At 71.5% G+C, this 26,675-nt stretch carries 32 protein-coding genes and 1 riboswitch; of the genes, 20 read left to right on the top strand and 12 right to left on the bottom strand.

Annotated elements, in window-relative coordinates; genetic code table 11:
- Position 1 precedes the first annotated feature (1 nt).
- From cobN to cobJ, 5 genes are read left to right on the top strand one after another with little or no spacing between them, the layout of a single operon-like run.
- Positions 2 to 3,265, top strand: coding sequence for a cobaltochelatase subunit CobN (cobN, locus tag Q0D93_RS03395; protein ID WP_294391422.1), 3,264 nt, complete (start codon positions 2 to 4; stop codon positions 3,263 to 3,265).
- Positions 3,262 to 4,395: a cobalamin biosynthesis protein CobG gene (locus tag Q0D93_RS03390; RefSeq protein WP_294391419.1), complete on the top strand. Its 1,134-nt coding sequence runs from the start codon at positions 3,262 to 3,264 to the stop codon at positions 4,393 to 4,395. The genes cobN and Q0D93_RS03390 overlap by 4 nt, the downstream gene beginning before the upstream one ends.
- Positions 4,379 to 5,008, top strand: coding sequence for a precorrin-8X methylmutase (locus tag Q0D93_RS03385; protein WP_294391414.1), 630 nt, complete (start codon positions 4,379 to 4,381; stop codon positions 5,006 to 5,008). The genes Q0D93_RS03390 and Q0D93_RS03385 overlap by 17 nt, the downstream gene beginning before the upstream one ends.
- Complete coding sequence (gene cobI, locus Q0D93_RS03380; protein ID WP_294391411.1) at positions 5,005 to 5,730, top strand: precorrin-2 C(20)-methyltransferase; 726 nt, start codon at positions 5,005 to 5,007, stop codon at positions 5,728 to 5,730. The genes Q0D93_RS03385 and cobI overlap by 4 nt, the downstream gene beginning before the upstream one ends.
- Positions 5,727 to 6,479: a precorrin-3B C(17)-methyltransferase gene (gene cobJ / locus Q0D93_RS03375; protein WP_294391408.1), complete on the top strand. Its 753-nt coding sequence runs from the start codon at positions 5,727 to 5,729 to the stop codon at positions 6,477 to 6,479. Before cobI ends, cobJ begins: the two co-directional genes overlap by 4 nt.
- On the opposite strand, the gene Q0D93_RS03370 is transcribed toward cobJ, so the two are convergent.
- Complete coding sequence (locus Q0D93_RS03370) at positions 6,455 to 7,204, bottom strand: cobalt-precorrin-6A reductase (protein ID WP_294391405.1); 750 nt, start codon at positions 7,202 to 7,204, stop codon at positions 6,455 to 6,457. The two genes, cobJ and Q0D93_RS03370, sit on opposite strands and share 25 nt — an antisense overlap.
- On the opposite strand from Q0D93_RS03370, the gene cbiE reads away from it, so the two are divergent.
- From cbiE to cobF, 5 genes are read left to right on the top strand one after another with little or no spacing between them, the layout of a single operon-like run.
- On the top strand, positions 7,203 to 8,405 hold the full coding sequence (cbiE, locus tag Q0D93_RS03365; protein ID WP_294391401.1) for a precorrin-6y C5,15-methyltransferase (decarboxylating) subunit CbiE: 1,203 nt from the start codon (positions 7,203 to 7,205) through the stop codon (positions 8,403 to 8,405). The genes Q0D93_RS03370 and cbiE overlap by 2 nt on opposite strands.
- Complete coding sequence (locus tag Q0D93_RS03360; protein WP_294391398.1) at positions 8,402 to 8,776, top strand: cobalamin biosynthesis protein; 375 nt, start codon at positions 8,402 to 8,404, stop codon at positions 8,774 to 8,776. Before cbiE ends, Q0D93_RS03360 begins: the two co-directional genes overlap by 4 nt.
- Positions 8,773 to 9,558 (top strand): precorrin-4 C(11)-methyltransferase, encoded by a 786-nt coding sequence (gene cobM, locus Q0D93_RS03355; RefSeq protein WP_294391395.1) that lies wholly within the window; start codon positions 8,773 to 8,775, stop codon positions 9,556 to 9,558. Before Q0D93_RS03360 ends, cobM begins: the two co-directional genes overlap by 4 nt.
- On the top strand, positions 9,555 to 10,874 hold the full coding sequence (locus Q0D93_RS03350) for a cobyrinate a,c-diamide synthase (protein WP_294391391.1): 1,320 nt from the start codon (positions 9,555 to 9,557) through the stop codon (positions 10,872 to 10,874). The genes cobM and Q0D93_RS03350 overlap by 4 nt, the downstream gene beginning before the upstream one ends.
- Positions 10,871 to 11,623 carry a precorrin-6A synthase (deacetylating) gene (cobF, locus tag Q0D93_RS03345; protein WP_294391388.1) on the top strand — a complete coding sequence of 251 codons (753 nt, stop codon included), beginning with the start codon at positions 10,871 to 10,873 and terminating at the stop codon, positions 11,621 to 11,623. Before Q0D93_RS03350 ends, cobF begins: the two co-directional genes overlap by 4 nt.
- Before the next feature lie 3 nt (positions 11,624 to 11,626).
- Here the strand turns inward: cobF and Q0D93_RS03340 are convergent, their stop codons facing one another.
- Entirely contained in the window at positions 11,627 to 12,175 is a 549-nt protein-coding gene (locus Q0D93_RS03340) for a histidine phosphatase family protein (RefSeq protein WP_294391385.1), read from the bottom strand.
- 67 nt (positions 12,176 to 12,242) lie between these two features.
- Positions 12,243 to 12,314, top strand: a riboswitch (cobalamin riboswitch).
- A gap of 55 nt (positions 12,315 to 12,369) precedes the next feature.
- On the opposite strand from Q0D93_RS03340, the gene Q0D93_RS03335 reads away from it, so the two are divergent.
- The 7 genes from Q0D93_RS03335 to cobS are packed head-to-tail and all read left to right on the top strand — an operon-like array spanning position 12,370 to position 16,649.
- Complete coding sequence (locus Q0D93_RS03335) at positions 12,370 to 12,597, top strand: CbtB-domain containing protein (protein WP_294391383.1); 228 nt, start codon at positions 12,370 to 12,372, stop codon at positions 12,595 to 12,597.
- Positions 12,598 to 12,619: 22 nt separating this feature from the next.
- On the top strand, positions 12,620 to 13,348 hold the full coding sequence (locus Q0D93_RS03330; protein ID WP_294391380.1) for a CbtA family protein: 729 nt from the start codon (positions 12,620 to 12,622) through the stop codon (positions 13,346 to 13,348).
- On the top strand, positions 13,345 to 13,956 hold the full coding sequence (gene cobO, locus Q0D93_RS03325; RefSeq protein WP_294391377.1) for a cob(I)yrinic acid a,c-diamide adenosyltransferase: 612 nt from the start codon (positions 13,345 to 13,347) through the stop codon (positions 13,954 to 13,956). Before Q0D93_RS03330 ends, cobO begins: the two co-directional genes overlap by 4 nt.
- On the top strand, positions 13,956 to 14,366 hold the full coding sequence (locus tag Q0D93_RS03320) for a DUF1636 domain-containing protein (RefSeq protein ID WP_294391374.1): 411 nt from the start codon (positions 13,956 to 13,958) through the stop codon (positions 14,364 to 14,366). Before cobO ends, Q0D93_RS03320 begins: the two co-directional genes overlap by 1 nt.
- Positions 14,363 to 15,376 carry a nicotinate-nucleotide--dimethylbenzimidazole phosphoribosyltransferase gene (cobT, locus tag Q0D93_RS03315; protein WP_294391372.1) on the top strand — a complete coding sequence of 338 codons (1,014 nt, stop codon included), beginning with the start codon at positions 14,363 to 14,365 and terminating at the stop codon, positions 15,374 to 15,376. Before Q0D93_RS03320 ends, cobT begins: the two co-directional genes overlap by 4 nt.
- 23 nt (positions 15,377 to 15,399) lie before the next feature.
- Positions 15,400 to 15,939 (top strand): histidine phosphatase family protein, encoded by a 540-nt coding sequence (locus Q0D93_RS03310; RefSeq protein ID WP_294391690.1) that lies wholly within the window; start codon positions 15,400 to 15,402, stop codon positions 15,937 to 15,939.
- Positions 15,936 to 16,649: an adenosylcobinamide-GDP ribazoletransferase gene (gene cobS / locus Q0D93_RS03305; protein WP_294391369.1), complete on the top strand. Its 714-nt coding sequence runs from the start codon at positions 15,936 to 15,938 to the stop codon at positions 16,647 to 16,649. Before Q0D93_RS03310 ends, cobS begins: the two co-directional genes overlap by 4 nt.
- Here the strand turns inward: cobS and Q0D93_RS03300 are convergent.
- From Q0D93_RS03300 to Q0D93_RS03290, 3 genes are read right to left on the bottom strand one after another with little or no spacing between them, the layout of a single operon-like run.
- Complete coding sequence (locus Q0D93_RS03300; protein ID WP_294391366.1) at positions 16,617 to 18,089, bottom strand: cobyric acid synthase; 1,473 nt, start codon at positions 18,087 to 18,089, stop codon at positions 16,617 to 16,619. The two genes, cobS and Q0D93_RS03300, sit on opposite strands and share 33 nt — an antisense overlap.
- Positions 18,077 to 19,015 (bottom strand): adenosylcobinamide-phosphate synthase CbiB, encoded by a 939-nt coding sequence (gene cbiB / locus Q0D93_RS03295; RefSeq protein WP_294391363.1) that lies wholly within the window; start codon positions 19,013 to 19,015, stop codon positions 18,077 to 18,079. Before cbiB ends, Q0D93_RS03300 begins: the two co-directional genes overlap by 13 nt.
- Positions 19,008 to 20,015, bottom strand: a complete 1,008-nt coding sequence (locus Q0D93_RS03290; protein WP_294391360.1) for a threonine-phosphate decarboxylase — start codon at positions 20,013 to 20,015, stop codon at positions 19,008 to 19,010. The genes cbiB and Q0D93_RS03290 overlap by 8 nt, the downstream gene beginning before the upstream one ends.
- Before the next feature lie 55 nt (positions 20,016 to 20,070).
- Here Q0D93_RS03290 and cobU point away from each other — a divergent pair, with 55 nt between their 5' ends.
- Entirely contained in the window at positions 20,071 to 20,583 is a 513-nt protein-coding gene (gene cobU / locus Q0D93_RS03285) for a bifunctional adenosylcobinamide kinase/adenosylcobinamide-phosphate guanylyltransferase (RefSeq protein WP_294391689.1), read from the top strand.
- A gap of 27 nt (positions 20,584 to 20,610) precedes the next feature.
- On the opposite strand, the gene Q0D93_RS03280 is transcribed toward cobU, so the two are convergent.
- From Q0D93_RS03280 to ccmC, 7 genes are read right to left on the bottom strand one after another with little or no spacing between them, the layout of a single operon-like run.
- The gene (locus tag Q0D93_RS03280; RefSeq protein ID WP_294391357.1) at positions 20,611 to 21,249 is read right to left on the bottom strand and encodes a tetratricopeptide repeat protein; all 639 of its coding nucleotides are present in this window, start codon (positions 21,247 to 21,249) and stop codon (positions 20,611 to 20,613) included.
- The gene (locus tag Q0D93_RS03275) at positions 21,246 to 21,656 is read right to left on the bottom strand and encodes a cytochrome c-type biogenesis protein (RefSeq protein WP_294391354.1); all 411 of its coding nucleotides are present in this window, start codon (positions 21,654 to 21,656) and stop codon (positions 21,246 to 21,248) included. Before Q0D93_RS03275 ends, Q0D93_RS03280 begins: the two co-directional genes overlap by 4 nt.
- A complete protein-coding gene (locus Q0D93_RS03270) occupies positions 21,653 to 22,183 on the bottom strand; it encodes a redoxin family protein (RefSeq protein ID WP_294391352.1) in 531 nt (176 codons plus the stop codon). Before Q0D93_RS03270 ends, Q0D93_RS03275 begins: the two co-directional genes overlap by 4 nt.
- Positions 22,180 to 24,102, bottom strand: a complete 1,923-nt coding sequence (locus Q0D93_RS03265; protein WP_294391349.1) for a heme lyase CcmF/NrfE family subunit — start codon at positions 24,100 to 24,102, stop codon at positions 22,180 to 22,182. The genes Q0D93_RS03270 and Q0D93_RS03265 overlap by 4 nt, the downstream gene beginning before the upstream one ends.
- A complete protein-coding gene (ccmE, locus tag Q0D93_RS03260) occupies positions 24,099 to 24,533 on the bottom strand; it encodes a cytochrome c maturation protein CcmE (RefSeq protein ID WP_294391346.1) in 435 nt (144 codons plus the stop codon). The genes Q0D93_RS03265 and ccmE overlap by 4 nt, the downstream gene beginning before the upstream one ends.
- Positions 24,530 to 24,670, bottom strand: coding sequence for a hypothetical protein (locus Q0D93_RS03255; protein WP_294391343.1), 141 nt, complete (start codon positions 24,668 to 24,670; stop codon positions 24,530 to 24,532). Before Q0D93_RS03255 ends, ccmE begins: the two co-directional genes overlap by 4 nt.
- Complete coding sequence (ccmC, locus tag Q0D93_RS03250) at positions 24,667 to 25,383, bottom strand: heme ABC transporter permease CcmC (protein ID WP_294391341.1); 717 nt, start codon at positions 25,381 to 25,383, stop codon at positions 24,667 to 24,669. Before ccmC ends, Q0D93_RS03255 begins: the two co-directional genes overlap by 4 nt.
- 156 nt (positions 25,384 to 25,539) lie before the next feature.
- Here ccmC and Q0D93_RS03245 point away from each other — a divergent pair, with 156 nt between their 5' ends.
- Together Q0D93_RS03245 and Q0D93_RS03240 are read left to right on the top strand one after the other, a co-directional pair.
- The gene (locus Q0D93_RS03245; RefSeq protein WP_294391338.1) at positions 25,540 to 26,055 is read left to right on the top strand and encodes a glycine zipper 2TM domain-containing protein; all 516 of its coding nucleotides are present in this window, start codon (positions 25,540 to 25,542) and stop codon (positions 26,053 to 26,055) included.
- Positions 26,056 to 26,156: 101 nt separating this feature from the next.
- Positions 26,157 to 26,672, top strand: coding sequence for a glycine zipper 2TM domain-containing protein (locus Q0D93_RS03240; RefSeq protein WP_294391336.1), 516 nt, complete (start codon positions 26,157 to 26,159; stop codon positions 26,670 to 26,672).
- Positions 26,673 to 26,675 lie beyond the last annotated feature (3 nt).

Here is a 26,675-nt window from a genome sequence, read left to right as displayed (position 1 = left end):
GATGCACGTCGTCTTTCGCGAGAGCCACGGGCTGGAGGAGACCGCGACCCCGTGCGATCTCGGCCAGGATCCGGCGGACCTCGTGCTGCTGTCTTTTTCGGACAGCGACCTGGGCGCGTTCGCCGCCGGCTGGCACGCGGCCGCGGCGGCGGGTGCTCCGCTGCCTTCGCTGCGGCTTGCCAACCTGGCCGATCTCCAGCATCCCTTGTCGGTCGACACCTATGTCGAACGGACGCTGGCGCGGGCCAAGGGCATCCTGCTGCGGCTGATCGGCGGGCGTTCCTATTGGTCCTACGGCCTCCAGCAGGTGGAGTTGCTGGCGCGCGAACGGGGCATCGCGCTGGCGGTGCTGGCGGCCGACGGGCGGGAGGATCGGCGCCTCGCCGCTGCCTCGACCGTCCCGGCCGAAACGCTGGGGCAACTCGCCACATTGTGCGACACGGGCGGCGCTGTCGCGGCGCAGGCGGCCCTGGCGCAGCTTGCGTGCGCGACCGGCCTTTCCGCCAGCCCCGTGCCGGACGTGCGCGCCATTCCGCTGGTCGGCGGGTGGACGCCACAGGTGGGCGTCAGCTGCCCGGCCGCCTTCGCGTTGCGGCACGATCGCCCGCGCATCCTGCTCGCCTTCTACCGCTCCTACCTGCTCGCCGCCGACCTCGACCCCGTCACCGCCTTGCACACCGCTTTGGTGGAGCGGGGCTTCGACGTGCTGCCGATCTTCGCTCCCTCGCTCAAGGATGCGGAGGCGCGCGGCTGGATCGCGCGCTGGGTTGCGGCGCTCGCCCCGGTCGCGATCGTCAATGCCACGGCCTTTTCCGCGCGCGACGCCGAAAATGGCTCGCCGCTGGATGCAGGTGGCGTGCCCGTCTTCCAGGTCGCGCTCGCCACCTCGACCGAGCAGGCGTGGGACGGCGCGACGCGCGGCCTCTCGCCCGCCGATCTCGCCATGCATGTGGTCCTGCCCGAAGTGGACGGCCGCATCTTCGCCGGCGTGGCGAGCTTCAAGCAGGCGGCGGTGCGCGATCCCGCGCTCCAGCACGCCCGCCGCGCCCACCGCGCCGCGCCCGAGCGGATCGCCGCGATCGCCGATCGGGTCGCCGCCTGGATCGCGCTCGGCCGCACGGCGCCCGCCCAACGCCGCCTCGCGCTGATCCTCTCCACCTACCCCGGCAAGACCCACCAGATGGCGCATGCGGTCGGCCTGGACGCGCTGGCATCCGCCGACGCGATCCTGACCGACCTGGGCACGGCCGGCTATGCCACGGCACCCGCAGCGCCGATTGCGGACGCGCTCCTCGACGAACGCCTGGCCTGGCCGCTGGCCGACTATCGCGCGGCGCTGGCCCATCTCCCCCTTCCCTTGCGCGACGCCGTCCATGCCGCATGGGGCGCGGCGGAGGAGGACCCGGCGGTCAGCGGCGGAGCATTCCGCTTCGCCGCCACCTTGCGCGGGTCCATGCTGGTCGCGTTGCAACCCGAACGCGGCACACCCGCCACACGTGGTGACGACTATCATGACGTGTCGCGTGTCCCCCGCCATGGCTATGTCGCCTTCTACCTGTGGCTCCGCGCGCGGGGCAGCGACGCCCTGATCCATGTCGGCGCGCACGGCACGCTGGAATGGCTGCCGGGCAAAGCGGTGGCGCTGTCCGACGCCTGCTGGCCCGAGGCGCTGGCGGGCGCGATGCCGATCCTCTACCCCTTCATCGTCAACGATCCCGGCGAGGCCGCACAGGCCAAGCGCCGCATCAGCGCGGTGACGTTGGGCCACCTGCCCCCGCCTTTGCTCACGACCGGCGGCGGTGCCGGATTGGGCCGGCTTGAGGCGTTGCTGGACGAATTCTCCACCGCCGACGGCCTCGACCCCGCCCGCCGCGACCGCTTGCAGGCCGACATTGCCGAGGAAGCACAGGCGATCGGCTTGGGCGACGAACTGGACCTTGCCGGCGCGCGCAACGTGGCGGAGGCGATCACCCGGATCGACACGTTCGTCTGCGACGTGAAGGACAGCCGCTTCGGCGAAGGCCTGCACGTGTTCGGACGGGGCGACTGTGGCGACGCCGAGCGCGCCGGGCTGCTCGCCGCCTTGGACGGGCGGGCCGTGCCGCCCGGGCCGGCCGGCTCGCCCTATCGCGGCCGTCGCGACGTGCTGCCGACGGGGCGCAACCTCTATGCCGTAGATCCGCGCGCCATTCCTTCGCGCTCCGCTTCGCTACAGGGGCAGCGCCTGGCGGACGAGTTGATCCGCCGCCACCTTCAGGATCAGGGCGACTATCCGCGCGGTCTGGTAATCGACCTGTGGGGGTCGGCGACGATGCGCACCGCCGGGGAGGAGTTCGCGATGGCGCTCCACCTGCTCGGCGTGGCACCGGTGTGGGACAGCGGATCGGACCGGGTCACGGGCGTGGACATCCTGCCGCTCGCCACGCTGGAACGGCCGCGCATCGACGTGACCTTGCGCATCTCCGGGCTGTTCCGCGACACGTTCGCGCCGCTATGCATCCTGTTCGGGCAGGCGATCCGCGCCTTGTCCCTGCGCGACGAGCCCGCCGACTGGAACCCCTTTGCCGGGGAGGCGGCGAGCCCGCGCGTCTATGGCCCCGCGCCGGGCGGCTATGGCCTTGGGCTGGGCGACGCGGCCGACACCTATACCGACGATGCCCGTGCGCAGGCCGGGGCGGCCTGGCTCGCCGGATCGTCGCAGGCGTTCGACGACAGCGGCGACCGCCACGATCCCGCCGGGCTGCGCGCGCGGGTCGCCGCCGCCGACGCGTTCGTCCATTTGCAGGACCTGCCCGAAACCGATTTGCTACTGGCTGCGGACTATGCCGCGCATGAGGCAGGGTTCGCCGCCGCGCAGGGCGTGGTCGGCGGCCGGGCGACCCTCTACCATCTCGACGCGACCGACCCCGCCTGCCCGCGCACCCGCACGCTGCGCGAGGAGGTTGCCCGCGTGGTCCGCGCCCGTGCCGCCAATCCGGCGTGGATCGCGGGCATGATGCGGCACGGCTTTCGCGGCGCGGCGGAGATTGCCGCCACGCTCGACCATCTCGGCGCGTTCGCGCACTTGGCGCATGTCGTCTCGCCCGAACTGATCGACCTGTATCATGACGCGACGGTCGGCGACGATGCGGTGCGGGCGTTTCTCCACGCCGAAAACCCGGCCGCTCTGGCCGCGATGGAGGCGCGGTTCGCGGCGCTCCACCGCTCAGGCCTGTGGGTGACACGGCGCAACTCCATCCTCGCCCGGTTGGAGGAGCCCGCATGAGCATCGTGCGCGGCTGGTGCCCGACGGCGTGGCGGCCGATGGCGGCGGGCGACGGGCTGCTGCTGCGGGTCCGGCCCAAGCTCGGCCGGTTGTCGCCTGCCCAGGCGCGGGTGGTGGCCAGTGTGGCGCGCGCCCATGGCAACGGCCTGATCGACCTCACCAACCGCGCCGCCTTACAATTGCGCGGGCTCACCGAAAGCGGGTGGCGGCGCGCGCTCGGCGAGCTGGTGGACGCCGGGATGGTCGATCCCGATCCGGTGCGCGAAACGCGCGCGCTGCTGATCGCACCCGATTGGCGGGAGGGGGATCACACGCATCGCCTCGCCACCGGCTTGCTCGATCGGATCGATGCGTTGCCGCCGCTGCCGGGCAAGATCGGCATCGCCGTCGATGCGGGCGCGCAGGCGGTGCTGACCGCCAGCCCGGCCGACTTCCGCCTTGAACGCGGGGAGAGCGGCGGCCTGATCCTGCGCGCCGATGGGCGACAAGGCGGCATGCCCTTGCCTCATGGCCGCGAGATCGATCGGCTGCTCGACCTCGTCCGCTGGTTCGTCGACAGCGGCGGCGTCGAAGCGGGGCGCATGGCCCGCCACCATGCGCCCCTGCCGGGTTGGTTTCAGGGAGACATTCGCCCTGCGGTCGCACCCGCGCCGATGGTGGCCGGGCCCCACGACCTCGGCACCGTCATCGGCCTCCCGTTCGGCCGCATGGAGGCTGACCAACTGTCCGTTTTGACCGATCTGCCCGGCTTTGGGGGCCTGCGCCTCACCCCATGGCGGATCGCCATCTTCGAAGGGGTGGAGCCCGCCGCCTGCGGCCGTCCCGATCCCGATCCCAGATTGCTGGCCGTGGACGCCTGCGTCGGCGCGCCCGCCTGTCCGCAGGCGAGCATCGAGACGCGGGCGCTGGCGGCGCGGCTGGCGGGGCATGTCGCCGGCCGCCTGCATGTGTCCGGATGCGGCAAGGGGTGCGCGCGGGGATTGCCGGCCGACATCGTCGTCACCGGGCGCGACGGCCGCCTCGACCTCGGCTACGGAGCACGCGCCGGCGATCCCCCCGCGCTGGCCGGCCTCGCGCCCGATCAACTGCTTGCCCATCTTGAAAGCCGTCCTTGTGCCCCATTCATATGAAACCGATGGCGCGGCAATCTACCGCCGTTCGTTTGCCATCATCCGCGCCGAGGCCGACCTGGCGTGCTTCCCACCCGATGAGGAGCCCGTCGCCGTCCGCATGATCCATGCCGCCGGGCTGGTCGAACTGGCGCCGCTGATCCGCTTTTCCCCCGGCTTCGCGGCGGCCGCCCGCAATGCCCTGCAAGGCGGCGCGCCGATCCTGTGCGACGCGCGCATGGTCAGCGAAGGCATCACCCGCGCGCGCCTGCCCGCCGCCAATCCGGTGATCTGCACCCTTCACGACGCGGCCGTGCCCGCGCTCGCCGCCGCGATGGGCAACACCCGCTCCGCCGCCGCGCTGGAATTGTGGCGGCCCCACTTGGCGGGCGCGGTGCTGGCGATCGGCAATGCGCCGACAGCTTTGTTCCACCTGCTGAACATGCTGCAAGACCCTGCCTGCCCGCGCCCGGCGGCGATCATCGGCTGTCCGGTCGGCTTCGTCGGCGCGGTGGAGTCCAAGGACGCCTTGTGGGCGGAGCAGCCCGTCCCGTGCGCGATCGTGCAGGGGCGGCTGGGCGGCAGCGCGATCACCGTCGCGGCGGTCAACGCCCTGGCCAGCCCTGCCGAATGATCATCGGCACGATCCATGGCGTGGGCCTCGGCCCGGGCGCGGCCGACCTGATGAGCGTCCGGGCCGACCGGCTGGTACGCGGCGCCCGCCATGTCGCCTACTTCCGCAAGGCCGGTCGCCCCGGCCGCGCCCGCCGGCTGGTGGACGGCATGCTCCGCGCCGACCTGGTCGAATATGCGATGGAATATCCGGTCACCACCGAGATCGCGGTCACCGACCCCGCCTATAACGACCAGCTCGCCGCCTTCTACGCGGAGTGCACGCGCCACCTCACCGCCGTGGCACAGACCGGCGAGGATGTGGTGGTGCTGTGCGAGGGCGATCCGTTCTTCTACGGTTCGTTCATGCACCTTCATGCGCGACTAGCGGGCCGGGTGCCGGTCCAGGTGGTGCCCGGCATCACCGGCATGTCGGGCGCGTGGACGGCAAGCGGACGGCCGATCACCTGGGGCGATGACGTGCTGACGATCGCCGCCGCGACCTTGCCCGAGGAGGAACTGACCCGCCGCATCCGCGACACCGACGCCCTGGTCGTGATGAAGATCGGCCGTCACCTGCCCAAACTGCGCCGCGCGATCGCGGCGGCGGGGCGGATGGAGGCCGCGTGGCTGGTCGAATATGCCGCCATGCCCGAACAGCGCGTCGTACCGCTGACGCAGACCGGCGACGTCGCGCCCTATTTCGCGATCGTGTTGATCCATGGTCAGGGACGCCGGCCATGAGCGCAGGGTGGCTTGCCATATCCGGGCTTGGTCCGGGGGGCGGGGCGCTGGTGACGCCGGAAGTCACGGATGCGCTGGCCCAGGCCACCGACGTGATCGGCTACATCCCCTATGTCGCGCGGGTGGCGCCGCGTCCCGGTCTGACGCTGCATCCGTCGGACAACCGGGTGGAGCTGGACCGCGCCACCCACGCGCTGCGCCTGGCCGCGCAGGGTGCGCGCGTGGTGGTGGTCTCCTCGGGCGATCCGGGCGTGTTCGCCATGGCGGCGGCGGTGTTCGAGGCGCTGGAGGCGGGACCGCCTGCGTGGGGCTTGCTCGACATCCGGGTTCTGCCCGGCATCACCGCCATGCTGGCCGCCAGCGCGCGCGCCGGCGCCCCGCTCGGCCATGATTTCTGCGCGATCAACCTGTCCGACAATCTCAAGCCCTGGTCGCTGGTCGAGCGCCGCATCCGGCTGGCGGCGGAGGCGGACTTCGCCATCGCTTTCTACAATCCCCGGTCGCGGGCGCGCCCCGACGATCTCGACCGCGCATTCGCCGTGCTGCGCGACGCCTGCGCCGACCGACGCCCGGTGTTGTTCGCGCGCGCCGTCACCACGCCGGAGGAGGTGCTGCGCATCGTTCCCCTCCCCGACGCGCGCGGCGACATGGCGGACATGCGGACGATGGTGATCGTGGGCTCCAGCCGCACGCGCCTGATCGACCGCCCCGGCGCGCCGATCCTCTACACGCCGCGTTCCGCGCCATGATCCAGCCAGTCGAGCACCGTCGCGACGTCGTGCAGCTCGCGCCTTGGGGGCAGCGGCGGCCGGTCGATCATTACCACCGGCAGGCCCAAAGCGCGCGCCGCGTGCAGCTTCGCCGCCGCACCACCGCCGCCGGCATTCTTGGCGACGACCAGGTCGATGCCGTGCGCCTCCATCAGCCGTCGGTCGCCGTCCACCGTGAATGGTCCGCGATCGACCACCAGATGATGGCGTGGCAAGGCGGGCGGAGCCTCCGGCCGGTCAACGAAGCGCAGCAGATAGGCGTGCTGCGGCCGGGCGGCGAAATCCGCCACATGCATCCGGCCGACCGCGAGCATGACACGAAGCGGCGGACCTCCAAGCGCCTCCACCGCGCCTGCCACATCGGGCACCCGCTGCCAGCGATCGCCTGCCTGCGCCCGCCAGGCGGGCCGGGTCAAGGCGACCAGGGGCACGCCGGCCGTGTCCGCCGCCGCCACCGCATTGGCGCTGATCCGCGCGGCGAAGGGGTGGGTCGCGTCGACCAGGTGCGTGATCCGTTCGCGGCGCAGGTAAGCCGCCAGCCCCACCGCGCCGCCGAACCCGCCCACCCGCACCGCCACGGGTTGCGTCCGGGGACTGGCAGTGCGGCCGGCATAGCTCAGCGTAGTGGGTATCGCGCCCTCGGCACAGGCCACCGCAAGCGCGCTGGCTTCGGTCGTCCCGCCCAGGATCAGGATGTTCGGCATGGTTGAGGCGGTTCCGTGGCTGACCATCGTCGGGATCGGTGAGGATGGACCAGCGGGCCTGTCCGCCGCAAGCCGCGCCGCGCTGGATGCCGCCGAACTGGTGATCGGCGCACCCCGCCATCTCGCGCTGCTGCCCGCGCTCACCTGCCCCTGCGAGGCATGGCCGGTCCCGTTCGAGGCCGGCATCACCCCCCTGCTCGCCCGGCGCGGACAGCGCGTGGTGATGCTGGCGTCTGGCGATCCGTTCTGGTTCGGTGCCGGCAGCACGCTGGCGCGCCACCTCACGCCCGGCGAGTGGGTCGCTCATCCCGCGCCGTCCACCTTCGCGTGGGCGGCGGCGCGGCTCGGCTGGCCGCTGGACGGCACGCTCTGCCTGGGGCTCCACGCCGCGCCGTTCGCCCGCCTTCGCCCGCACCTCGCGCCCGGCGCGCGCGCGATCCTGCTGGTCCGCGACGGAGATGCGGCACTGGCGCTTGCACGATATGTGGCAGGGCAAGGCTTCGGCGCGTCGTCAGTGACGATATTGGAGGCGCTGGGTGGCCCGCGCGAGCGCATCCGCCACGCGACCGCCGCCGACCTCGCCTTTGCCGACATCGCCCACCCCGTCGCGCTCGGCCTTGCCGTTCAGGGGGACGGCGCGGTCCTGCCGCAGGCAAGCGGCATTGCCGACGACTGGTTCGACCATGACGGCCAGATCACCAAACGTCCCATCCGCGCCTTGACCCTCTCCGCTCTCGCCCCGCGCTTCGGCGAGATGTTGTGGGATATAGGCGCGGGCTCCGGCTCGATCGCGATCGAGTGGCTGCTGGCCCACCCCTCGACCGCCGCGATCGCATTCGAACGCGATCCCGTCCGCGCCGCCCGTGCCCGCGCCAACACCGCCGCATTAGGGGCGGATCGCCTCGTCGTGGTGGACGGTGCCGCGCCTGCCATCCTACACGATCGGCCGCTGCCGGACGCGGTGTTCATCGGCGGCGGCGTGTCGGAGGGCTTGCTGGAATGGCTGACGGGCCACCTCCCTTCCGGCGTCCGGCTGGTCGCCAACGCCGTCACCCTGGAGTCCGAGGCGCTGTTGACCCGCTGGCACGCGGTCAAGGGTGGCCAACTGCTCCGTATCGATCTGGCCGAAGCCGCTCCGCTGGGAATGCGGCGGGGATGGCGCGCCAGCTACCCCTTGGTGCAATGGAGCGTGACATTGTGATCATCGCCGGCTTCGGCTGCCGCGCCGGCGCGACGCCCGCCTCGTTGCGTTCGGCCCTCGCGCTGACGGGCGCGCGGGATGTGACCGCGCTGGCCGCGCCGTCCGATCGCGCGCACCTGCTCATGCCCGTGGCCGAGGCGCTTGGCCTGACCCTGATCCCGCTCGCGCCGGACATCCTGAGCGGAGTCGAAACCCCGACCCGCTCACCAACCAGCCTCGCCACGCGCGGGACGGGCAGCGTGGCGGAGGCCGCGGCGCTCGCCGCCGCCGGACCGGGCGCACGCCTGCTCGTCACCCGCCGCATCGCGCCCGATCGCATGGCGACCTGCGCCATCGCGGCGGCATCCTCCTGCCCGGAAGCACGATCATGACCGTCCACTTCATCGGTGCCGGCCCCGGCGCCGCCGACCTCGTCACGCTGCGCGGTCGCGACCTGATCGCGTCCTCGCCGGTCTGCCTGTATGCGGGATCGCTCGTCCCGGTCGCCCTGCTCGACCATTGCCCGCCCGGCGCGCGCATCGTGAACACCGCCCCACTTTCGCTGGACGACATCGTGGCGGAAATCGCGGCCGCCCATCAGGCGGGGCATGACGTCGCGCGCCTGCATTCGGGCGACCTGTCGATCTGGTCCGCAATGGGCGAGCAGCTGCGCCGCATCCGCGCGCTCGGCATTCCCGTCTCGGTCACGCCCGGCGTTCCCGCCTTTGCCGCCGCCGCCGCCACGCTGGAGGCGGAGTTGACCCTGCCCGGTTTGGCCCAGTCGGTGGTGCTGACCCGCACCTCCGGCCGCGCCAGCGCGATGCCGCCCGGCGAGACGCTGGCCGCCTTTGCCGCCACCGGCGCGACGCTTGCCATCCATCTCTCCATCCATCGACTGGCCGGGATTGCGGCGGAGCTGATCGCGAGCCATGGCACGGATTGCCCGGTGGCGGTGGTGTGGCGCGCCAGCTGGCCGGACCAGTGCGTCGTCCGCGCCACGCTCGGCACGGTTGCCGAGGCCGCCCAGAATGGGCCGGACCGGACCGCGCTGATTCTGGTCGGCCGCGTGCTCGACCCCCAGGATTTTGCCGAAAGCAGCCTTTACGCCCCCGATTACGACCGCCGCTTCCGGCCGCAATCGGCGGGGTCGCGCTTTGCCGGAGATGATGCATGACCGCCACGCCCGGCCTGATGATCGCGGCCCCCGCATCGGGCACGGGCAAGACCACCGTCATGCTCGGCCTGCTGCGCGCGTTCCGGGATGGTGGCGTGACGGTGCAGCCGTTCAAGAGCGGCCCGGATTATATCGACCCCGCCTTTCACCGCGCGGCGAGCGGCCGGCCGTCCTTCAATCTCGACAGCTGGGCGATGCCCCAAGGGATGCTCGACGCCCTCGCGGCGCGCGGCGACGATGCCGACCTCGTTCTGGCGGAGGCGTCGATGGGACTGTTCGACGGCGTCGCCCGGCCGGGGGCCACGGGCAACGGCGCCAGTGCCGACATCGCCCGCCTGATGGGCTGGCCGGTGGTGCTGGTGATCGACGTGTCGGGTCAGGCGCAGTCGGCGGCGGCCACCGCGCTCGGCTTCTCGCGCTTCGATCCCGCCGTTCCGGTGGCCGGTGTCATCCTCAACCGCGTGGCCAGCGCGCGCCATGAACGACTGGCACGCGCCGGGATGGAGGCGGTGGGCATGCCGGTCTTCGGCTGCCTGCCCCGGCGTGGCGACCTCCAGCTGTCTGAACGCCATCTGGGCCTGGTCCAGGCGGTTGAGCATTCCGATCTGGACGCGCGCATCGACGCTTATGCCGCCTTCCTCGCACAACATGTGAACCTTCCAGCCCTGCGCGACGCGGCGCGGGGCAGCGCGCGCACCCCATCCGCCGCGCCGCGTGTCGCGCCGCCCGCGCAAAGGATCGCGCTGGCGCGGGACGAGGCATTTTCCTTCACCTATCCCCACCTGCTCGACGGCTGGCGGGCGGCGGGTGCGGAGATCCTGCCTTTCTCGCCTTTGGCCGACGAAGCTCCGGACGCCGGCGCCGATCTCGTCTGGCTGCCCGGCGGCTATCCCGAGCTTCATGCCGAACGCCTCGCCGCCGCCGACCAATTCCGCGCCGGGCTGCGCGCCCATGCCGCCGACCGGCCGGTCCATGGCGAATGCGGCGGCTACATGGCCCTGGGCGAGGCGCTGATCGATGCGGAGGGCACGCCCCACCGCATGGCCGGGCTGCTCGGCCTGGTCACCAGCTATGCCCAGCGGCGGATGCACCTCGGCTATCGCCGCGCGACACTGCATGGCCCGATCGGGACGCTGGCGACGGGCACGCCGCTTGCCGGCCACGAATTCCATTATTCGACCATCGTGGAGCAGCCGGACCTGCCGCTGGCCCACGTCACCGACGCCGATGGCAACGACGTGCCGGACACGGGATCGTGGCGGCGCCGCGTGTCCGGCACCTTCTTTCACCTGATCGCCGCCGGGCAGCGGACGTGATCGACCTCCATCTGATCGGCATCGGCACGGGCAATCCCGACCACCTGACCCGCGCGGGCGAAGCGGCGATGCGGGCGGCCGACCTGATCCTGCTGCCCCGCAAGCGCGCCGACACGGCCGATCTGCTCGACCTCCGCCGGATGCTGTGCGCCGACGTGCTGACCGGCGCGACCCGGGTGGTGGAGTTCGACCTGGCGGAACGCGATGCCGGCGCGCCCTACCTTGCCGCCGTCGACGATTGGCACCGCCATACCGCTGAGGGCTGGGCCGCGCAGATTGCCGCCCACCTGCCCGCTGGCGGACGGCTGGCGCTGCTCGTGTGGGGCGATCCTTCGCTCTATGACAGCACGCTGCGCATTGCCGAGCGGCTGCGCGCAGATGGCATGGCGATGCGCGTCACGGTGGTGCCCGGCATCACCAGCCTGCAGGCACTCACCGCCGCCCATGTCATTCCGCTGAACGCGCTGGCCGCACCCGTGCTGGTCACCACCGGGCGACGGCTGGCGGAGGATGGCTGGCCGGATGGGGTGGACACGCTGGCGGTGATGCTGGACGGCCATTGCGCCTTTCAGCGGCTCGATCCGACGGGCATCGCCATCTGGTGGGGGGCCTATCTCGGCATGCGGCATCAGGCGCTTGCCAGCGGCCCGCTGGATCAGACCGGGCCGGACATCGTGGCGCGCCGCGCCGCGCTGCGCCGGGAGCATGGCTGGATCATGGACACCTACCTGCTACGTCGCGAACGCTGAGCATCAGGCACGGCGAAGCTCCCGCAACCGCCACCGTCCGTGCCGCGACAGGACGGTCACCGACAAGGGCGCGACGTCGATCCCCAGCGTCGCGGCGGGCGACGCACCCAAGGCATGGCCGATGGCGGCGCGGATCACGGCGGCGTGGGTGATCGCCAGCGCGGGGCCTTCGCCCAATCCGTCCATCCAGGGTGCCACCCGGGCCAGCACCTCCGCCATGCTCTCTCCGCCCGGCGTGCCCGCTTCCGGCGCGGCCAGCCAGCCGGCCAGTGCCTGCCGATCGATTTGTCCGAACGGCAGGCCGGTCCAATCGCCACAGCCGATGTCGCGCAATGCCGGCTCCTCGACCGGCGCGAGCCCCAGCATCGCGGCGGTCTCGCGCGCCACGTGCGAGGGGCTGGTCCAACATCGGCTGGCGCGGGAAACGCCCGGATCGCATGTCCGCGCCTTATCCCGCCCGCCCGCATCCAGCGGCTCGGCGGGGTCCGGGAAGCCGCCGCCGCGGGCCGACGCGGTAGCGCCCGCGCAGAGCAGGACGAGGCGGGTGGACATGGTGCCGGGCTCCTGATCAGTTGACGCGATCCCGCCAACCCGGCACAGCAGGGCATCGGAACCGGGCGGGAAGCCGGTGCAAGCCCGGCGCGGTCGCGCCACTGTGATCGGCGGAACCCTTTCTGTCGAGAGCCAGACCCCGCCCGGATCCTTCACCCACGCCGGGCGCGTTTTCCCGGGCAGGAGACAAAGCCATGACCAGCGCCGTCGCTGCTTTTGACGACAGCTTCATCCCGGTCGGCGCCACCGCCGACATCCCGCTGGGCGATATTGCGCCATGGGCGGTGCTCGCGACCGTGATGGCGCTGATCCTGCTCTATTTCGTCAGCACCGAACAGGGCGCGTTTGCGCTGTTCGACGGCATGTACGTGCATGAATATGTGCATGACGGTCGCCATCTGCTGGGCTTTCCCTGCCACTGACCACGGGGATCACCCGGCCATGATGAAGACTTTGCTCTGGCGGGGGATGCTCGCCGGGCTGGTCGGCGCGTTCGTCGCCGCCACCTTCGCCCTGCTGTTCGCCGAGCCGCAGATCGACGCCGCCATCGCGCTTGAGGCGCAGCATGCCGCCCATGCCGCCGGCGCGATGCCGCATGCGGAGCTGGTCAGCCGCGCGACGCAGAAGACGTGGGGCCTGTTTACCGCGATGGGGCTGTACGGCACCGCTTTGGGCGGGCTGCTGGCCATCGTCTTTGCCGGCCTGTACGGACGGGTGGTGCGGATCGGCCCGCGCAGCCTGGCGCTGCTGCTGGCACTCGGCGCGTTCGTGGCCATCGTGCTTGTGCCCGCGATCAAATATCCGCCGACGCCCCCGGCCGTGGGCCTGCATGAAACGGTGCGGCTGCGCACCGCCGCCTATTTCGCGATGCTGGCCGTGTCGCTGCTCGCCGCGAGTGGTGCCTTGTGGGCATGGCGGCGTCTGGCCGATCGCTGTGGCGCGGTCGACCGGCTGCTGATCGCGAGCGGCATCTATGTCGGCGCGGTCGCTCTCCTCCAGCACCTGCTGCCGGTGATCGACGAGGTGCCGGGCGACTTCCCCGCGACCCTGCTGTGGCAGTTCCGCTTGGGCTCGATCGCCGCGCAGGGCGTGTTCTGGCTGGTCACCGCCGACCTGTTCGGCCGCTCGGCGGAGCGGCTGTTCCTCGCCGCCGGCCATCGGGTCCGGCGATGAGCGAGACGGAAGCGGACGCGCAACGCCACACCGACAAAATGCGCCGCATCCAGGCGGCACGGCGTGATATGATGGCAGGCAAGACGGGCGAGAAAGGTCTGCTGATCGTCCATACCGGCGCGGGCAAGGGCAAATCGACCGCGGCCTTCGGCATGGCGGTGCGCGCCATGGGGCATGGCATGAAGGTCGGCATCGTCCAGTTCGTGAAGGGCGCGATGACCACTGGCGAGCGCGCCATCTTCGACGCATTCCCCGATCTGGTCGAGTTTCGTCCCATGGGCGAAGGCTTCACCTGGGACACGCAGGATCGCGCCCGCGACATTGCGGTGGCGCGGACCGCCTGGGATACGGTCAAGCGGATGATCGCCGATCCCGACATCGCGCTGGTCATCGCGGACGAGCTCAACATCGTGCTGCGCTACGATTACCTGCCCCTGGCGGAGGTGCTGGAGGCCGTGGTCGACCGCGCGCCGATGAAGCATGTCGTGGTCACCGGCCGCAACGCGCCGCAGCCGCTGATCGACGCCGCCGACCTGGTGACCGAGATGACGCAGGTCAAGCATCCCTTCCGTGGCGGGATCAAGGCGCAGGCGGGGATCGAGTTCTGATGAAGCTGAACCCCGTCGATCCCGGTGCCGCCGTGGTCGTCTGCAACACCTGCCGCTTTTCCGGGGATGGGCGGGAGGATGCAGCGGGCCGGCGCGGCGGCGCGGTGCTGGCGGACGCCTTGCGCCAGGCGCAGGCCGCCGACCCGGCCTATGCCGGTGTGGCGGTGCAGGACATGCCGTGCCTGTTCGCCTGCACCGAACATTGCGCCATCCACCTGCGCGCGCCGGGCAAGGTTGGCTATGTCCTCGGCCGGTTCGCGCCCGATGCGGACGCGGCCCGCGCCATCCTGGATTATGCCGCCCTCTATGCCGCGAGCGAGACGGGCCAGGTGCCGTTCAAGCAATGGCCTGCCGGGGTGAAGGGCCATTTCATCACCCGCACGCCCCCGCCGGGATTTGTCGTCGAATGATCCGCTTCATCTCTCCCGCCGCGTTCGAGGCCGCGTTGAGTGCGCTACCCGCGCCCGATGCGGACAGCCGCGCCGCCGCCGCCGAGCGGCAGAACGACCTTACCAAGCCGGTGGGATCGCTTGGCCGGCTGGAGGACATCGCGGTCTTCATGGCCGGCTGGCAGGGCCGCGCCCGGCCCGTGCTGGATCGTGGCCGGGTGGCGGTGTTCGCGGGCAATCACGGCGTCGCCGCGCGCGGGGTCAGCGCCTTCCCGGCCGACGTCACCGTGCAGATGGTGGCCAATTTCCAGCGCGGCGGGGCGGCGATCAACAGCCTCGCCTCCGCTGCCGAACTGGAACTGGTGGTCGTCCCGCTGGATCTCGACCGGCCGACCGCCGACTTCACTCAGGCCGCGGCGATGGAGGAGGCCGAGTGCCTCGCCGCCCTCAACGTCGGGGCGGCGGTGGTGGAGGACGGGTTGGACCTGCTGCTGCTGGGGGAGATGGGGATCGCCAACTCCACCGCCGCCGCCGCCCTTGCCTGCGCCAGTTTCGGCGGCACCGCGCGCGACTGGGTCGGCCCCGGCACGGGCGTGCAGGGCGACGCCTTCGCCACCAAGCTCGCCACGGTGGATGCGGGCGTCTCGCTGCATGGCGACGCGGCGACGTCGGCCTTTGAGACGCTGCGCAGGTTGGGCGGGCGTGAGATCGCCGCGATGGCGGGCGCGGTCGTGGCGGCGCGGCTGGCCGGGATACCGGTGCTGCTCGACGGCTTCATCTGCGGCTCGGCGCTGGCGCCGCTCGCCGCCTTTCACCCGACCATCGTCGACCATTGCCTGGCGGGCCATTGCTCGGCCGAGCCCGGCCATGCGCGCCTGCTCGTCCGGCTGGGGCTGGAGCCGCTGCTGTCGCTTGCCATGCGGTTGGGCGAAGGCAGCGGCGCGGCGGTGGCGGCGAACATCGTCCGCGCCGCGCTGGCCGCGCATAACGGCATGGCGACCTTCGCCGAAGCCGGCGTCTCCACCGCGTGACCACGGGCACGGTGGTGCACCTGATGCGCCATGGCGAGCCGGTGCTGGCCGGCCGCCTGCTCGGGCACACCGACTGTCCCGCCACCCCCGCCGGCATCGCCGCGTGCCGCGCCGCCGCCGCCCGGCTGGAGGTGACGGAGATCGTCTCCTCCGACCTCCTCCGCGCCCACGCCTGCGCTCAGGCCATTGCGGGACACAGCCTGCCCGTGCGCCTTGACCCGCGCTGGCGCGAACTGGATTTCGGGGCATGGGACGGCTGTCTTGCCGCCGAGGTGGACAGCCAGGCGCTGGCACGCTTCTGGGACGATCCCGATGCCGCGCCACCGCCCGGCGGAGAATGCTGGTCGGCGCTGGTGGCGCGCGTCGGCGCCGCCTTGGCGGAGATTACGGAGCCGGCCTTGGTGGTCACTCACGCCGGGGCGATGCGGGCGGCGCTGGCCTCCGCCTGCGGTTTCGACGCGCGACAGGTGTGGGCGTTCGACCTGCCTTATGCCGGCATCCTGTCGCTGCGTCTCTGGCCCGGCCCGCCGCCGGCCGGCCAGATCGTCGGACTGACGGCATGAGGCGCTTCCTGATCGCAGTGGGTTTCCTCACCCGCCTGCCGGTGCCTGCCGTTCAAGGCTCCGCCGACGATTTCGCGGCCGCGATCCGCTGCTACCCGCTGGTCGGGCTAGTGATCGGGCTGCTCGTTGCCGCATCCGGCTGGGTCGGCGCGCAGGTCGATGCGTGGACCGGGGCGCTGGCCGCGCTCGCGGCGTGGGTGGTGGTGACGGGCGGGCTCCACCTGGACGGTCTGGCCGATCTGGCCGACGGGCTGGGCGCGGCGCATGGCGACCGGTCCCGCCTGCTCGCCGTGATGGCGGACCCGCATATCGGCAGCTTCGGCGTGATCGCCCTTGTTCTGCAGATGATCGCCAAGCTGGTGCTGCTGCACGCGCTCGCTCCCGCCGGCTGGTGGGCCTTGCTCCTCATCCCCGCCGCCGCCCGCATCGGGCCGCTGGCCTGGGCGCGCTGGCTGCCGCCGCTGAAGCCCGGGCTCGGCGCGACGGTGGCGTGCGCCGTCCGCCCGCGCGACCTGGTCGGCTGGGGCCTGCTGCTGGCCGCCGCCTGCGTGGCCGCGCCCGCGCTGCTGGCGGCGCCGCTCCTGCTCGCGGCCTATGCCATATGGCTCCACGCCCGCGTCGGCGGGATCAACGGCGACGGGCATGGGACGGGTATCGAGTTGGTCGAAACCGGGCTGCTACTCGCCGCCGTGGTGCTTGGCCGTCTTTGACAAAGCGAGCAGCCCGTCAATGTCGACATGCTGCTCCAGTTCCGCCGCGATCGCGTCCAGCGCCGCATCGATCGCGGCGCGATGGTCCGGCCCGCTCCCGTCCGCGCCGATCCGCCTGAGCCAGGCACGGCGTTGTTCCGCCATGCCGAACAGGCCGTGAACATAGCTGCCCGCGACCAGCCCGTCCGCGCTGGTCGCCCCGTCCGGCCGCCCATCGTCGAACTGCGCGACCGGCCGGGCCGTGTCCGCGCCCGTGGTGCGGCCCAGGTGCATCTCATAGCCATGGAAGGGTGCGTCCAGCGCGGTTCCGGTGACCTCGGTCAGCATCTTGTCCCCGCCCAACCGGGTGTCCACGTCCAGCAGGCCGAGCCCCTCCACCGTTTCCGCCGGGCCTTCGATGCCATCGGGATCGGCGACGTGGCGGCCCAGCATCTGATAGCCCCCGCACAGCCCGACGATCGGCCGTCCCCGCCGGTGATGCGCGCGCAGATCGATGTCCCAGCCTTGCGCCCGGATGAAGCGCAGGTCCGCGATCGTCGCCTTGGATCCGGGCAGCACGATCAGCTGCGCCTCCGCCGGGATGGGATCGCCGGGCGGGACCATCACCAGCTCGACCTCCGGCTCCAGCCTAAGGGGATCGAGATCGTCGAAATTGGCGATGTGGCGCGTGATCGGGCAGGCGATCACGACACGGCCGTTGCCGCGTGCCGTTCGTCGTTGCAGCACCATTGCGTCCTCGCTCGGCAGGCGGGCGGCATCGGACAGCCACGGCACCAGCCCATAGCTGCGCCAGCCGGTATGCCGCGCGATCGCGCGCAACCCGTCCGCGAACAGCGCCGGGTCGCCCCGGAACTTGTTGACCATGAAGCCGCCGACCATGGCGGCGTCGTCGGGGTCGATCACCGCGCGCGTGCCGACCAGGGAGGCGATCACGCCGCCGCGATCGATGTCGCCCACCAGCACCACCGGCACGTCGGCGGCGCGCGCAAAGCCCATATTGGCGATGTCCCCGCCGCGCAGATTGACCTCCGCCGCCGATCCCGCGCCCTCCACCACCACCACGTCCGCCTGCGCCGCTAGCCGGCAGTAGCTGTCCAGCACCTCCGTCATCAGCCCCTCGCGGCCGCTGCGCCATTCCGACGCCTTCAGGATCCCACGCACCCGGCCGTGCACGACCAGTTGGGAGGTGCGGTCCCCCTGCGGCTTCAGCAGCACCGGGTTCATGTCGAAGCTTGGGGGCACGCGCGCGGCGATGGCCTGGGTCGCCTGCGCCCGTCCGATCTCGCCCCCGTCCGGCGTCACGGCGGCATTGTTGGACATGTTCTGCGGCTTGAACGGGCGCACCGTCAGCCCGCGATTGGCGATGGCGCGGCACAGGCCCGCCACCAGCACCGACTTGCCCACGTCCGAACCGGTGCCCTGCAACATTATCGCGCCCATGCCACCACCCCCGCCACGATCCACAGCATCAGGCACGCCCGGCGATAGACCGCAAGCGCCCGCTTTATCTCACGCGCGCCCGGCTCCCGCATTCCATCCCCGATCCACGGCTTGTCCGCGACCACGCCGTCATAGGCGATCGGCCCCGCCAGCCTGATCCCAAGCGCCCCCGCCATAGCCGCCTCCGGCCAGCCCGCATTGGGCGAGGCATGGCGCCGCGCATCGCGCACCATCACCCGCCACCCGCCGCCGCCCGCCAGGCAGAGCAGCACCCCGCTCAGCCGCGCCGGCAGCAGATTGGCCAGGTCGTCCAGCCGCGCCGACGCCCATCCGAACGCGCGCCAGCGTTGTTCGCGATGGCCGATCAGGCTGTCGGCGGTGTTGATGCCCTTATAGGCCCATAGCCCCGGCAGGCCGAGCAGCAGCAGCCAGAACAAGGGCGCCGCCACGCCGTCGCAGACGCTTTCGGAGAGGCTCTCGATCGCCGCGCGGGCCACGCCCGCCTCGTCCAGTTGTTCCACATCGCGCCCGACGATCCGGCCCACCGCCGCGCGCGCCGCCGGCAGGTCGCCTCGCTCCAGCGCGGTCGCCACGGGCAGGACATGATCGTTCAGGCTGCGCTGCGCGAGGCCCGGCCATGCCAGCAGCGCCACCGCGACCCACCCGGCCGGGCCGAACACCGCCCGCACCGCCGCCTCCGCCAGCCACGCCACGCTTGTGCCGGACGCCACGACCAGGGCGATCGTCGCCACCCCCGCCAGCCGCCGGGTTGCGGTCGACAGTGTCGGCCGGTTTCCCCATCGCTCGCACCCGCCGATCAACCGCGCGAACGCTCCTACCGGATGGCCGGCCCGCGCATAGAGCCACGCCGGCCAGCCCAGCGCCGCATCGGCCATCAGCGCGACCAGGGCGACGGGCTCAGCCATGGCGCAACGCCCGGTCCAGCCGCGCCCGTTCCGCCGCATCCCCCGGCAGGCCGAAGCGCAGCCAGCGCGGCGCATGATCGAACGGCCGGGTCAGGATGCCCGCGCGCGCCAGCCTTTCGAACACTCCCGGCGCCTCGTCGGTCTCCACCAGCCGGAACAGCGGGCATGCCCCGCCCGCCGTCAGCCCGTGCCTGGCGAGCAACCCGTCCAGTGCGTCGGCATCCGCCCGCAAGCGTGCCCGCGTCGCGTCGATCCACGGCCGGTCGCGATAGGCCGCCGTGCCGAGCGCGATGGCGGTGGCCGATACCGGCCAACTCCCCAGCATCTCGCCTAGCGACGCGACCAGATCCCCGGCGCCGAAGGCAAAGCCCAGCCGCACGCCCGCCAGTCCGAAGAACTTGCCGAAGGACCGGAATACCAGAACCCGATCGTCGGCCGACAGCAGGGGCAGGATGCTGGCGTCCGGCACCGCATCGGCAAAGGCTTCGTCGATCACCAGCACGCCGCCCGCCGCCGCCAGCGCGCGCGCCAACGCCAACAAGGCCCGAGGCTGCCACAGCCGCCCATCGGGGTTGTTGGGGTTGGCGAGCAGCAACGTGCCCCCGCGCGCGCCTTCGGCCAGGACGGCATCGGCGCCGATCGCCTCTGCCCCCGGCAGGGCGGCGGCGTGGGTGCGATAGCCCGGCCCCACGATCCGCCATGGTCTGGGCAGGCCGAGCTGCGCCACCAGGCGCAGCCCGATCTCGCTGCCCGGCAATGCCGCGACCGCCACATGGTCGGCGCCCATCATTCCCGCCGCCGCGCCGTTCAGCGCCTTCAAATCGGATCCGGACGGTAGCGCACGCAGGTCGGCGGCGATGCCGGCGGGCGCTTGCCACGCACCCGGGTTGATGCCCGTGGACAGATCCAGCCATGGCACGGGCGCATCGCGGAAACGCCGCGCCGCTTCATCCAGGCGACCGCCGTGAAAGGACAGGCTATGCGGTGTGGGATCGAACATTCCCCGCGCCCATCCGCGAAGGCGCGCGCTTGCACAAGAGGTAGCGATGCTGACGATGAACGGACGGACGATGCTGGTGATCGGCGGCGCGCGTTCGGGCAAGAGCCGCCATGCCCAGGCGCTGGCGGAATCCTGTGCCGGCACCCTCGTCTTCATCGCGACCGCGCAGCCGTTCGACGACGAGATGCGCGACCGGATCGACCGCCACCGATCCGATCGGGGGCCACGCTGGCGGACGGTGGAAGCGCCCCGCTCCCTCGCCGCCGCCGTCGAGCAGGCGGATCGACCGGACGCGGTGATCCTGGTGGATTGCCTGACCCTGTGGGCGTCCAATCTGCTGCTTGCCGAGGAGGCGCTGGACGCCCCCCTGGCCGAACTGGAGCATGTGCTGGCGCGCGGTCGCGGACGCATCATCCTTGTGGCCAACGAAGTCGGGTTGGGCATCGTACCCGACAATGCGCTCGCCCGCCGCTTCCGCGACATGGCTGGCACGATCAACCAGCGCGTCGCCGCCTCCGTCGACCGGGTCCATCTGGTGGTGGCGGGCATCCCCCTCGCCATCAAATAAGGTGGCGAGGGTGCCGCACATCACCGATCAGGGCTGATCCTGCATCATCGTGCGCAAGCGGGCGACGGCGGCGATCTTCTGCTCGACCAACGCGCGCCACTGCGACCGCTTGGCGGCAAGCGGGCGCAGACCGGTCCAGATCGCCTCCGCTTGATCGAGATCGCCCGCCTCCGCCATTGCCAGCGCCAGGAAATAGCGCCCGGCGGGGTTTTGCGGCGCACGCGCGATCCCCTGATCGAAGGCGTAGCGCGCGGCCGGCGTCATCACGCCCTCCGCCGTTGCGGTCAGCGCGTGGCCATAGCCGACCCACAAAGTCCCGCTTTCCGGGTTGCGCGACAATGCCCCGCGCAGGATGCCGGCCGCATAATCCGGATCGCCGTTGCGGATGAAGGCGTCGGCGGTATCCAGCACCTGCGCCTCCGGCCCCAGCGTCTCGAAAAAGGCCTTGCGCTCCCTCTCGAACAGGCTGTCCTTGAGCACAGGCGCGGCGCGGGCCTGCGATGGTCGCCCGGGCAGCCCGGGCGAACCCTGCCACGTATAGCCGACCAGTCCCAGGATCAGGAACGCCGCCGCAAGCTGCACGCCACCCCGCGAGGGACGGGCGACCAGCACCAAAGCCGCGAGCAGGACGGCCGCGCATAGCAGGGGAAGGAACCAGGCCGTCATCGCCGCCGCCTCTTCAGCGTCCGCGCGGCCAGCAGCAGGCCCACGCCGACCATCACCACCGGGGCGGTCCATAATGGCCAGGTGGTGCGGTCCAGCGGCGGCGCATAGCTGACCCAGGCGCCGTAACGGCTGACCAGCCAGGCGCGGATTGCCTCCGGCCTCTCCCCGCGTGCAATACGCTGGCGGATCAGGCTGCGCATGTCGCCCGCCAGATCCGCATCGCTGTCGGCAATGGATTGGCCCTGGCAGACCAGGCAGCGGATCGTCGCCATCAGCGCCTTGGCCTGCCGCTCCTGCCCCGCATCGGGCAGTTGCGTGTTGGCGAGCGGCGCGGGCGGCAGGCTGCTCTCGGCCAAGGCCGGCGCGGCCAGGCCGGCAAGCGCCATGGAGAGCAAGGCGCCCCTCACCGCGCTGCCTTCATCGCCGCCACCATCGCGTCGACGTCCGCCGGGTTGATCGGCCCGATCACCTGCTGGACGATGCGTCCCTTGCCGTCGACGATGAAGCTTTCGGGCACGCCGGACGATCCGAACGCGACCTGGACCTGGCTGTCGCCGTCCCCCCCGATCCGCTGGAACGGATTGCCGTGACGGCGCAGGAAGCGGGCCACCGCCTCCGGCCGATCGCGCACGGCGATGCCCATGATCGGTACGCCCGCATCCGCCATCCGCTTCAGCTGCGGCGCTTCGGAAATGCAGGGAATGCACCAGCTGGCGAAGATGTTGAGCAGGTGCGGCTGGCCGGTCGCAAGGTCCGCGCTGGCGAGCCCCGGCAACGTATCCACCGCCGCCGGCAGGGCAAAGTCCGGCACGCGCGCGCTCACCACCTTGGACGTGATGATCCGATTCTCCGGCCGCGCCAGCCCATAGACCAACCCGGAGGAGAGCAGGATGAAGGCGGCCAGCGGCAGCCACAGGATCCGACGACCGTTCATTCCCACGCTTTCCTTCTCCGCCGCGCCCGCGCACCGCGCCGGATGCGCCCGGCCAGCGTCAGCACCCCGCCCGATGCCATCAATCCGCCGCCCGCCCAGATCAGGGTCACGAACGGCTTCCACCACAGGCGCAACTGCCAGCGCCCGCCCTCCGCCTGCCTGCCCAGCACCGTGTAAAGCTGCCCGTTCCAACTGGTGTGGATCGCCGCCTCGCTCGTCTCGGCCGGTGGCGACCAATAGGCCCGCGCCTGCGGGTGGAGCGTGACCGGCGCGGCATCGCCCCGGCTGGCCGCGAACGTGGCCTCCAACGCCTGCCAATTGGGGCCGAACACCGGCTCGATATGGGCGAAGCGCACCTGCCATGGCCCCACCGACACCGTCTCCCCTACCCGCGCGGCGGTGAGCGTCTCCACGGTGAAGGCGCTGTCGCACGCCATGCCGGCCAGCGACACGGCCACGCCCAGATGCGCGATCACCATGCCCCACAGGTGCAGCGGCGTCCGGAAGAGGTTGCGCCCGACCAGTGGCAGGATGCTCGCCACCGCCAGCCCCGCCGCCAGGCTGAGCCCGAGGAGGGGCATCAGCCCGATCCCGCCGCGGATCGCACACGCCGCCGCCGTTGCCAGCGCCACGGCCGCACCCGGCGCCACGCGGCGCAGGACGGTGCGCGCCTGGTCGCTCCGCCAGCGCACCAGCGGTCCGATGGCGAGCAGCGCCACCAGCAGCAAGGCGAGCGGCCCGGCCACCGCGTCGAAATAAGGCGGCCCGACCGACACGGCGCTGCCGACCGCCTCCGCCGCCAGCGGATAGAGCGTACCCAGCAGCACGATGCCGAGGATGGCTGTCAGCAGCAGATTGTTGCCGACCAGCGAAGCTTCGCGGCTGACGAGATCGAACCGCGCCCCTTCCCGCACCACGCCGGCGCGCAACGCGAACAGGGTCAGCGCCCCCCCGATATACAGGATCAGCAGCGCCAGCAGGAAGGCGCCCCGGCCGGGATCGACCGCAAAGGCATGGACGCTGGTAAGGATGCCCGAGCGGACCAGAAAGGTGCCGATCATGCTCATCGAAAAGGCGACCACCGCCAGCATGATCGTCCAGATGCGCAAGCCATCCCGCGTCGCCAGCACCGTCACCGAATGGAGCAGGGCCGTCGCTGCCAGCCACGGCATCAGCGACGCATTCTCGACCGGATCCCAGAACCACCAGCCGCCCCAGCCCAGTTCATAATAGGCCCAGTAGCTGCCGGCCGTGATTCCCAGCGTCAGCAGCACCCACGCGCCCAGCACCCACGGCCGCATCGCCCGCGCGAACGCAGCGCCCACCTCACGCGTGACCAGCGCCCCGATGGCAAAGGAGAAGGCGACGGACAGGCCGACATAGCCCGCATAGAGCGTCGGCGGGTGGAACGCCAAACCCGGATCCTGCAACAAAGGATTGAGGCCCAGCCCCTCGGCCGGCGCTGGGTTCAGCCGCGCGTACGGGTTGGAGGCGAACAGCAGGAAGGCGTAGAAGCCGATCCCGATCGCCGCCTGGCCGCCCAATGTCGCCGCCAGCGTGCGGTCCGGCAGCCTGCGTTCCAGCAGCGCCACCGCCGCCCCCGCCGCCGCCAGGATCGCGACCCACATCAGCATGGAGCCTTCGTGGTTTCCCCACGTCGCGGCGAGGCGGTACAGCAGGGGTTTGGCGCTATGGTCGTTCTCGGCCACCAGCCGTACCGACAGATCGACCCGCACGAACAGCGCGATCAGGGCGGCGAACGCCCCCAAGGTGGGCAGCGCCTGCAACGCGGCGGTCGGCCGGATCATGGCAAGCAAGCCGCTCTCCTCCCGCCGCAGGCCGACGATCGCCACCGCCAGCTGGAGCGCGCACAGGGCCGCGCCCAGCCACAACAGCGCCAGGCCCAGTTCCGCGATCATGGCGCGACGCTGTCCGACGTGTGCATCGCGCCCGCGACCTGCGGCGGCATGTAGCGTTCGTCATGCTTGGCGAGGATGGTGTCGGCAAGGAAGCGGCCGGCCGGATCGAAGCGGCCATCCGCCACCACGCCCGATCCTTCGCGGAACAAGGCCGGCACGATGCCGGAAAAGCGCACGGGCACGGTCGCGCGCCCGTCCGTCACCACGAAGTCGATCGTCACGCCGTCCGCCTCATGCCGCAACGATCCCTTCCGCACCATGCCGCCCAGCCGCACCGCCGTGCCGGGGCGCACATGCCCCTTCGCCACGTCGCCGGGCGTGTAGAAATAGGCGGCCTGCTCCTTCAGCGCCGACATGGCGAGCAGGGCCGCGCCGATCAGCGCCGCCACCGCCAGCAGCGCCAGCGTCAATCGCTGGTTCCTGGCCTTCACCGACGATCCAGAGCCCCCGCCCGTCGTTCCGCCCGGCGCATCGCCGCAAGGCTCCACCCCAGCAACGCCAGCGTGCCGCCGATCGCCACGGCATAGGCCGCTGCGACGAACGGCCAGGCATGCAGCACCGCGCTCATGACAGGGTCATCCGGTGCAGCCGCGCCTCCACCTTCGCTTCGGCCAGCAGGGTGCGCATCCGCATCAGCACGACGCTGACGAACAGCAAGGTGAAGCCCAGCGCCGACAGCGGGATCGGCCACAGCATCGCTCCTGCGATGGAGGAACCCGTCAGGCCGATGCTCTGCCCCTGGTGGAGCGTGCGCCACCACATCACCGAAAAGTGGATGATCGGCAGGTTCGCCGCCCCGATCATGCCGAACAAGGCCGCGATCCGCTGCCCCGCCGCATCGCGCCCCGCCGCCCGCGCCAGCGCGAGGTAGGCGACATATAGGAAGAACAGCACCAGCATCGACGTCAGCCGCCCGTCCCATTCCCACCATGTGCCCCAGGTCGGACGCCCCCAGATCGATCCGGTAACCAGGCAGATGGCGGCAAACACCGCCCCCGGCACGGCAATGGCGCGGGCGGCGACCGCCGCCAGCGGATGGCGCCATGCCAGTTGCGCCACGCTCGCCCCCGCAATACCGGCCCAGCCTGCCATGCCCAGCCAGGCGGCGGGCACATGGATGTAGATGATCCGCACCGTATCGCCCTGCAGGTAATCGGCAGGCGTCGCGGTCAGCCCGCCCGCCAGCGCGATCGCCACCAGCACGGCGCCGGCCCATCCGCACCAGGCGGTGAGCGGACGGGCAATCCGCACGAAGCGGGCGGGATTGGCGAAACGATGCATCGGCGTGGAAATCCAGCCCCCGTCTAATCGAGCGTCGCGCAACATGGAAGCACCGCGCCGTTGGCTGAACAAGCCGTTGTTTTCGGTTCACGCAACCGCCGGCCGGAACACCTCGTTACACGCCTGTCAGTCACAAAGACGAAGTGGATTGCAGGAATGCGCAAGCTCATCATCAGCGCGATCGTCGCCGCCATGACGCTGCCCGCCGCCGCCCCGGTCGCGGCCCAGCATTATGATCGGGATCGCTACGATCAGGACCGGCGGGACCATCATGATCGCGACGGACGCGGGCGCAACGACAATCGGGGTCGCAACGATCAGTGGGGCCGCAACGAGGCGCGTGGGCGCGATTGGCAGCGCGGGCGCAATTACGACTGGAACCGGCCCGATCCCCGCTACCGCAACTATGATGCGGCCCGCTACTACCACCAGGGCAATTACAAGGAGCGCCGGCTCGGTCGCAACGACCGCGTCTATCGCGGGTCCGACAATCGCTATTACTGCCGCCGCAATGACGGCACCACCGGTCTGCTGGTCGGCGGCGTGCTGGGCGGCGTGCTCGGCAATGTCGTGACCAGCGGCAATTCCAGCCTGCTCGGCACGGTGATCGGCGCGGCCGGTGGTGGCCTGCTCGGGCGTCAGGTCGATCGCGGCAATGTCCGCTGCCGCTAAGCCGGACAGGCGCGGCCCGGTTTCGTAAGAACCGGTTCAGGCGGTGCCGGATAGGTCCCGGTTCAGGGGTGCCCGGCACCGCCTTGTTTGGAGACACGAAGATGCGTCGTATTACCTCTCTTGCGGTGCTGGCGGCCCTTGGCGCGACCGTCGCCGCTCCGTCGTTGGCGCAGAGCCGCGACGATCAGGCGCGCTGGGATGCGGCCCAGACCCGTTACCAGCAGGAATTCCAGCGTTACCTGAGCGAGCGCGATGCCTATGTCGAGGCGCGCTCCAACTGGCGCGCCCGCTCCTATGGCGGGCCCGCCTATCCGCAGGGTGACGACCGGTATGAAGGCGGCTACGACCCCTCCCAATATTACCGCAACAGCCCCAATTACCGGGAGCGGGTGCTGGCGCAGGACGATCGCGTCTATGCCGGCAATGACGGGCGTTATTATTGCCGCCGTTCGGACGGCACGACCGGCCTGATCGTCGGCGGCGCGGCGGGCGGCGTGCTGGGCAACGTCATCGATGGCGGCCGTTCGCGCACGGTCGGCACCCTGCTCGGCGCGGCGGCAGGCGCGTTGGCGGGCAAGGCGGTGGATCGGAACCAGCAGCAGATACGCTGCCGCTGACCC

It is taken from the genome of uncultured Sphingomonas sp. (assembly GCF_934560975.1).
Taxonomy (GTDB): Bacteria; Pseudomonadota; Alphaproteobacteria; order Sphingomonadales; family Sphingomonadaceae; genus Sphingomonas_I.
Note: the sequence above shows the minus strand (reverse complement) of the source record. Positions and strands in the feature narration are given on the sequence as shown.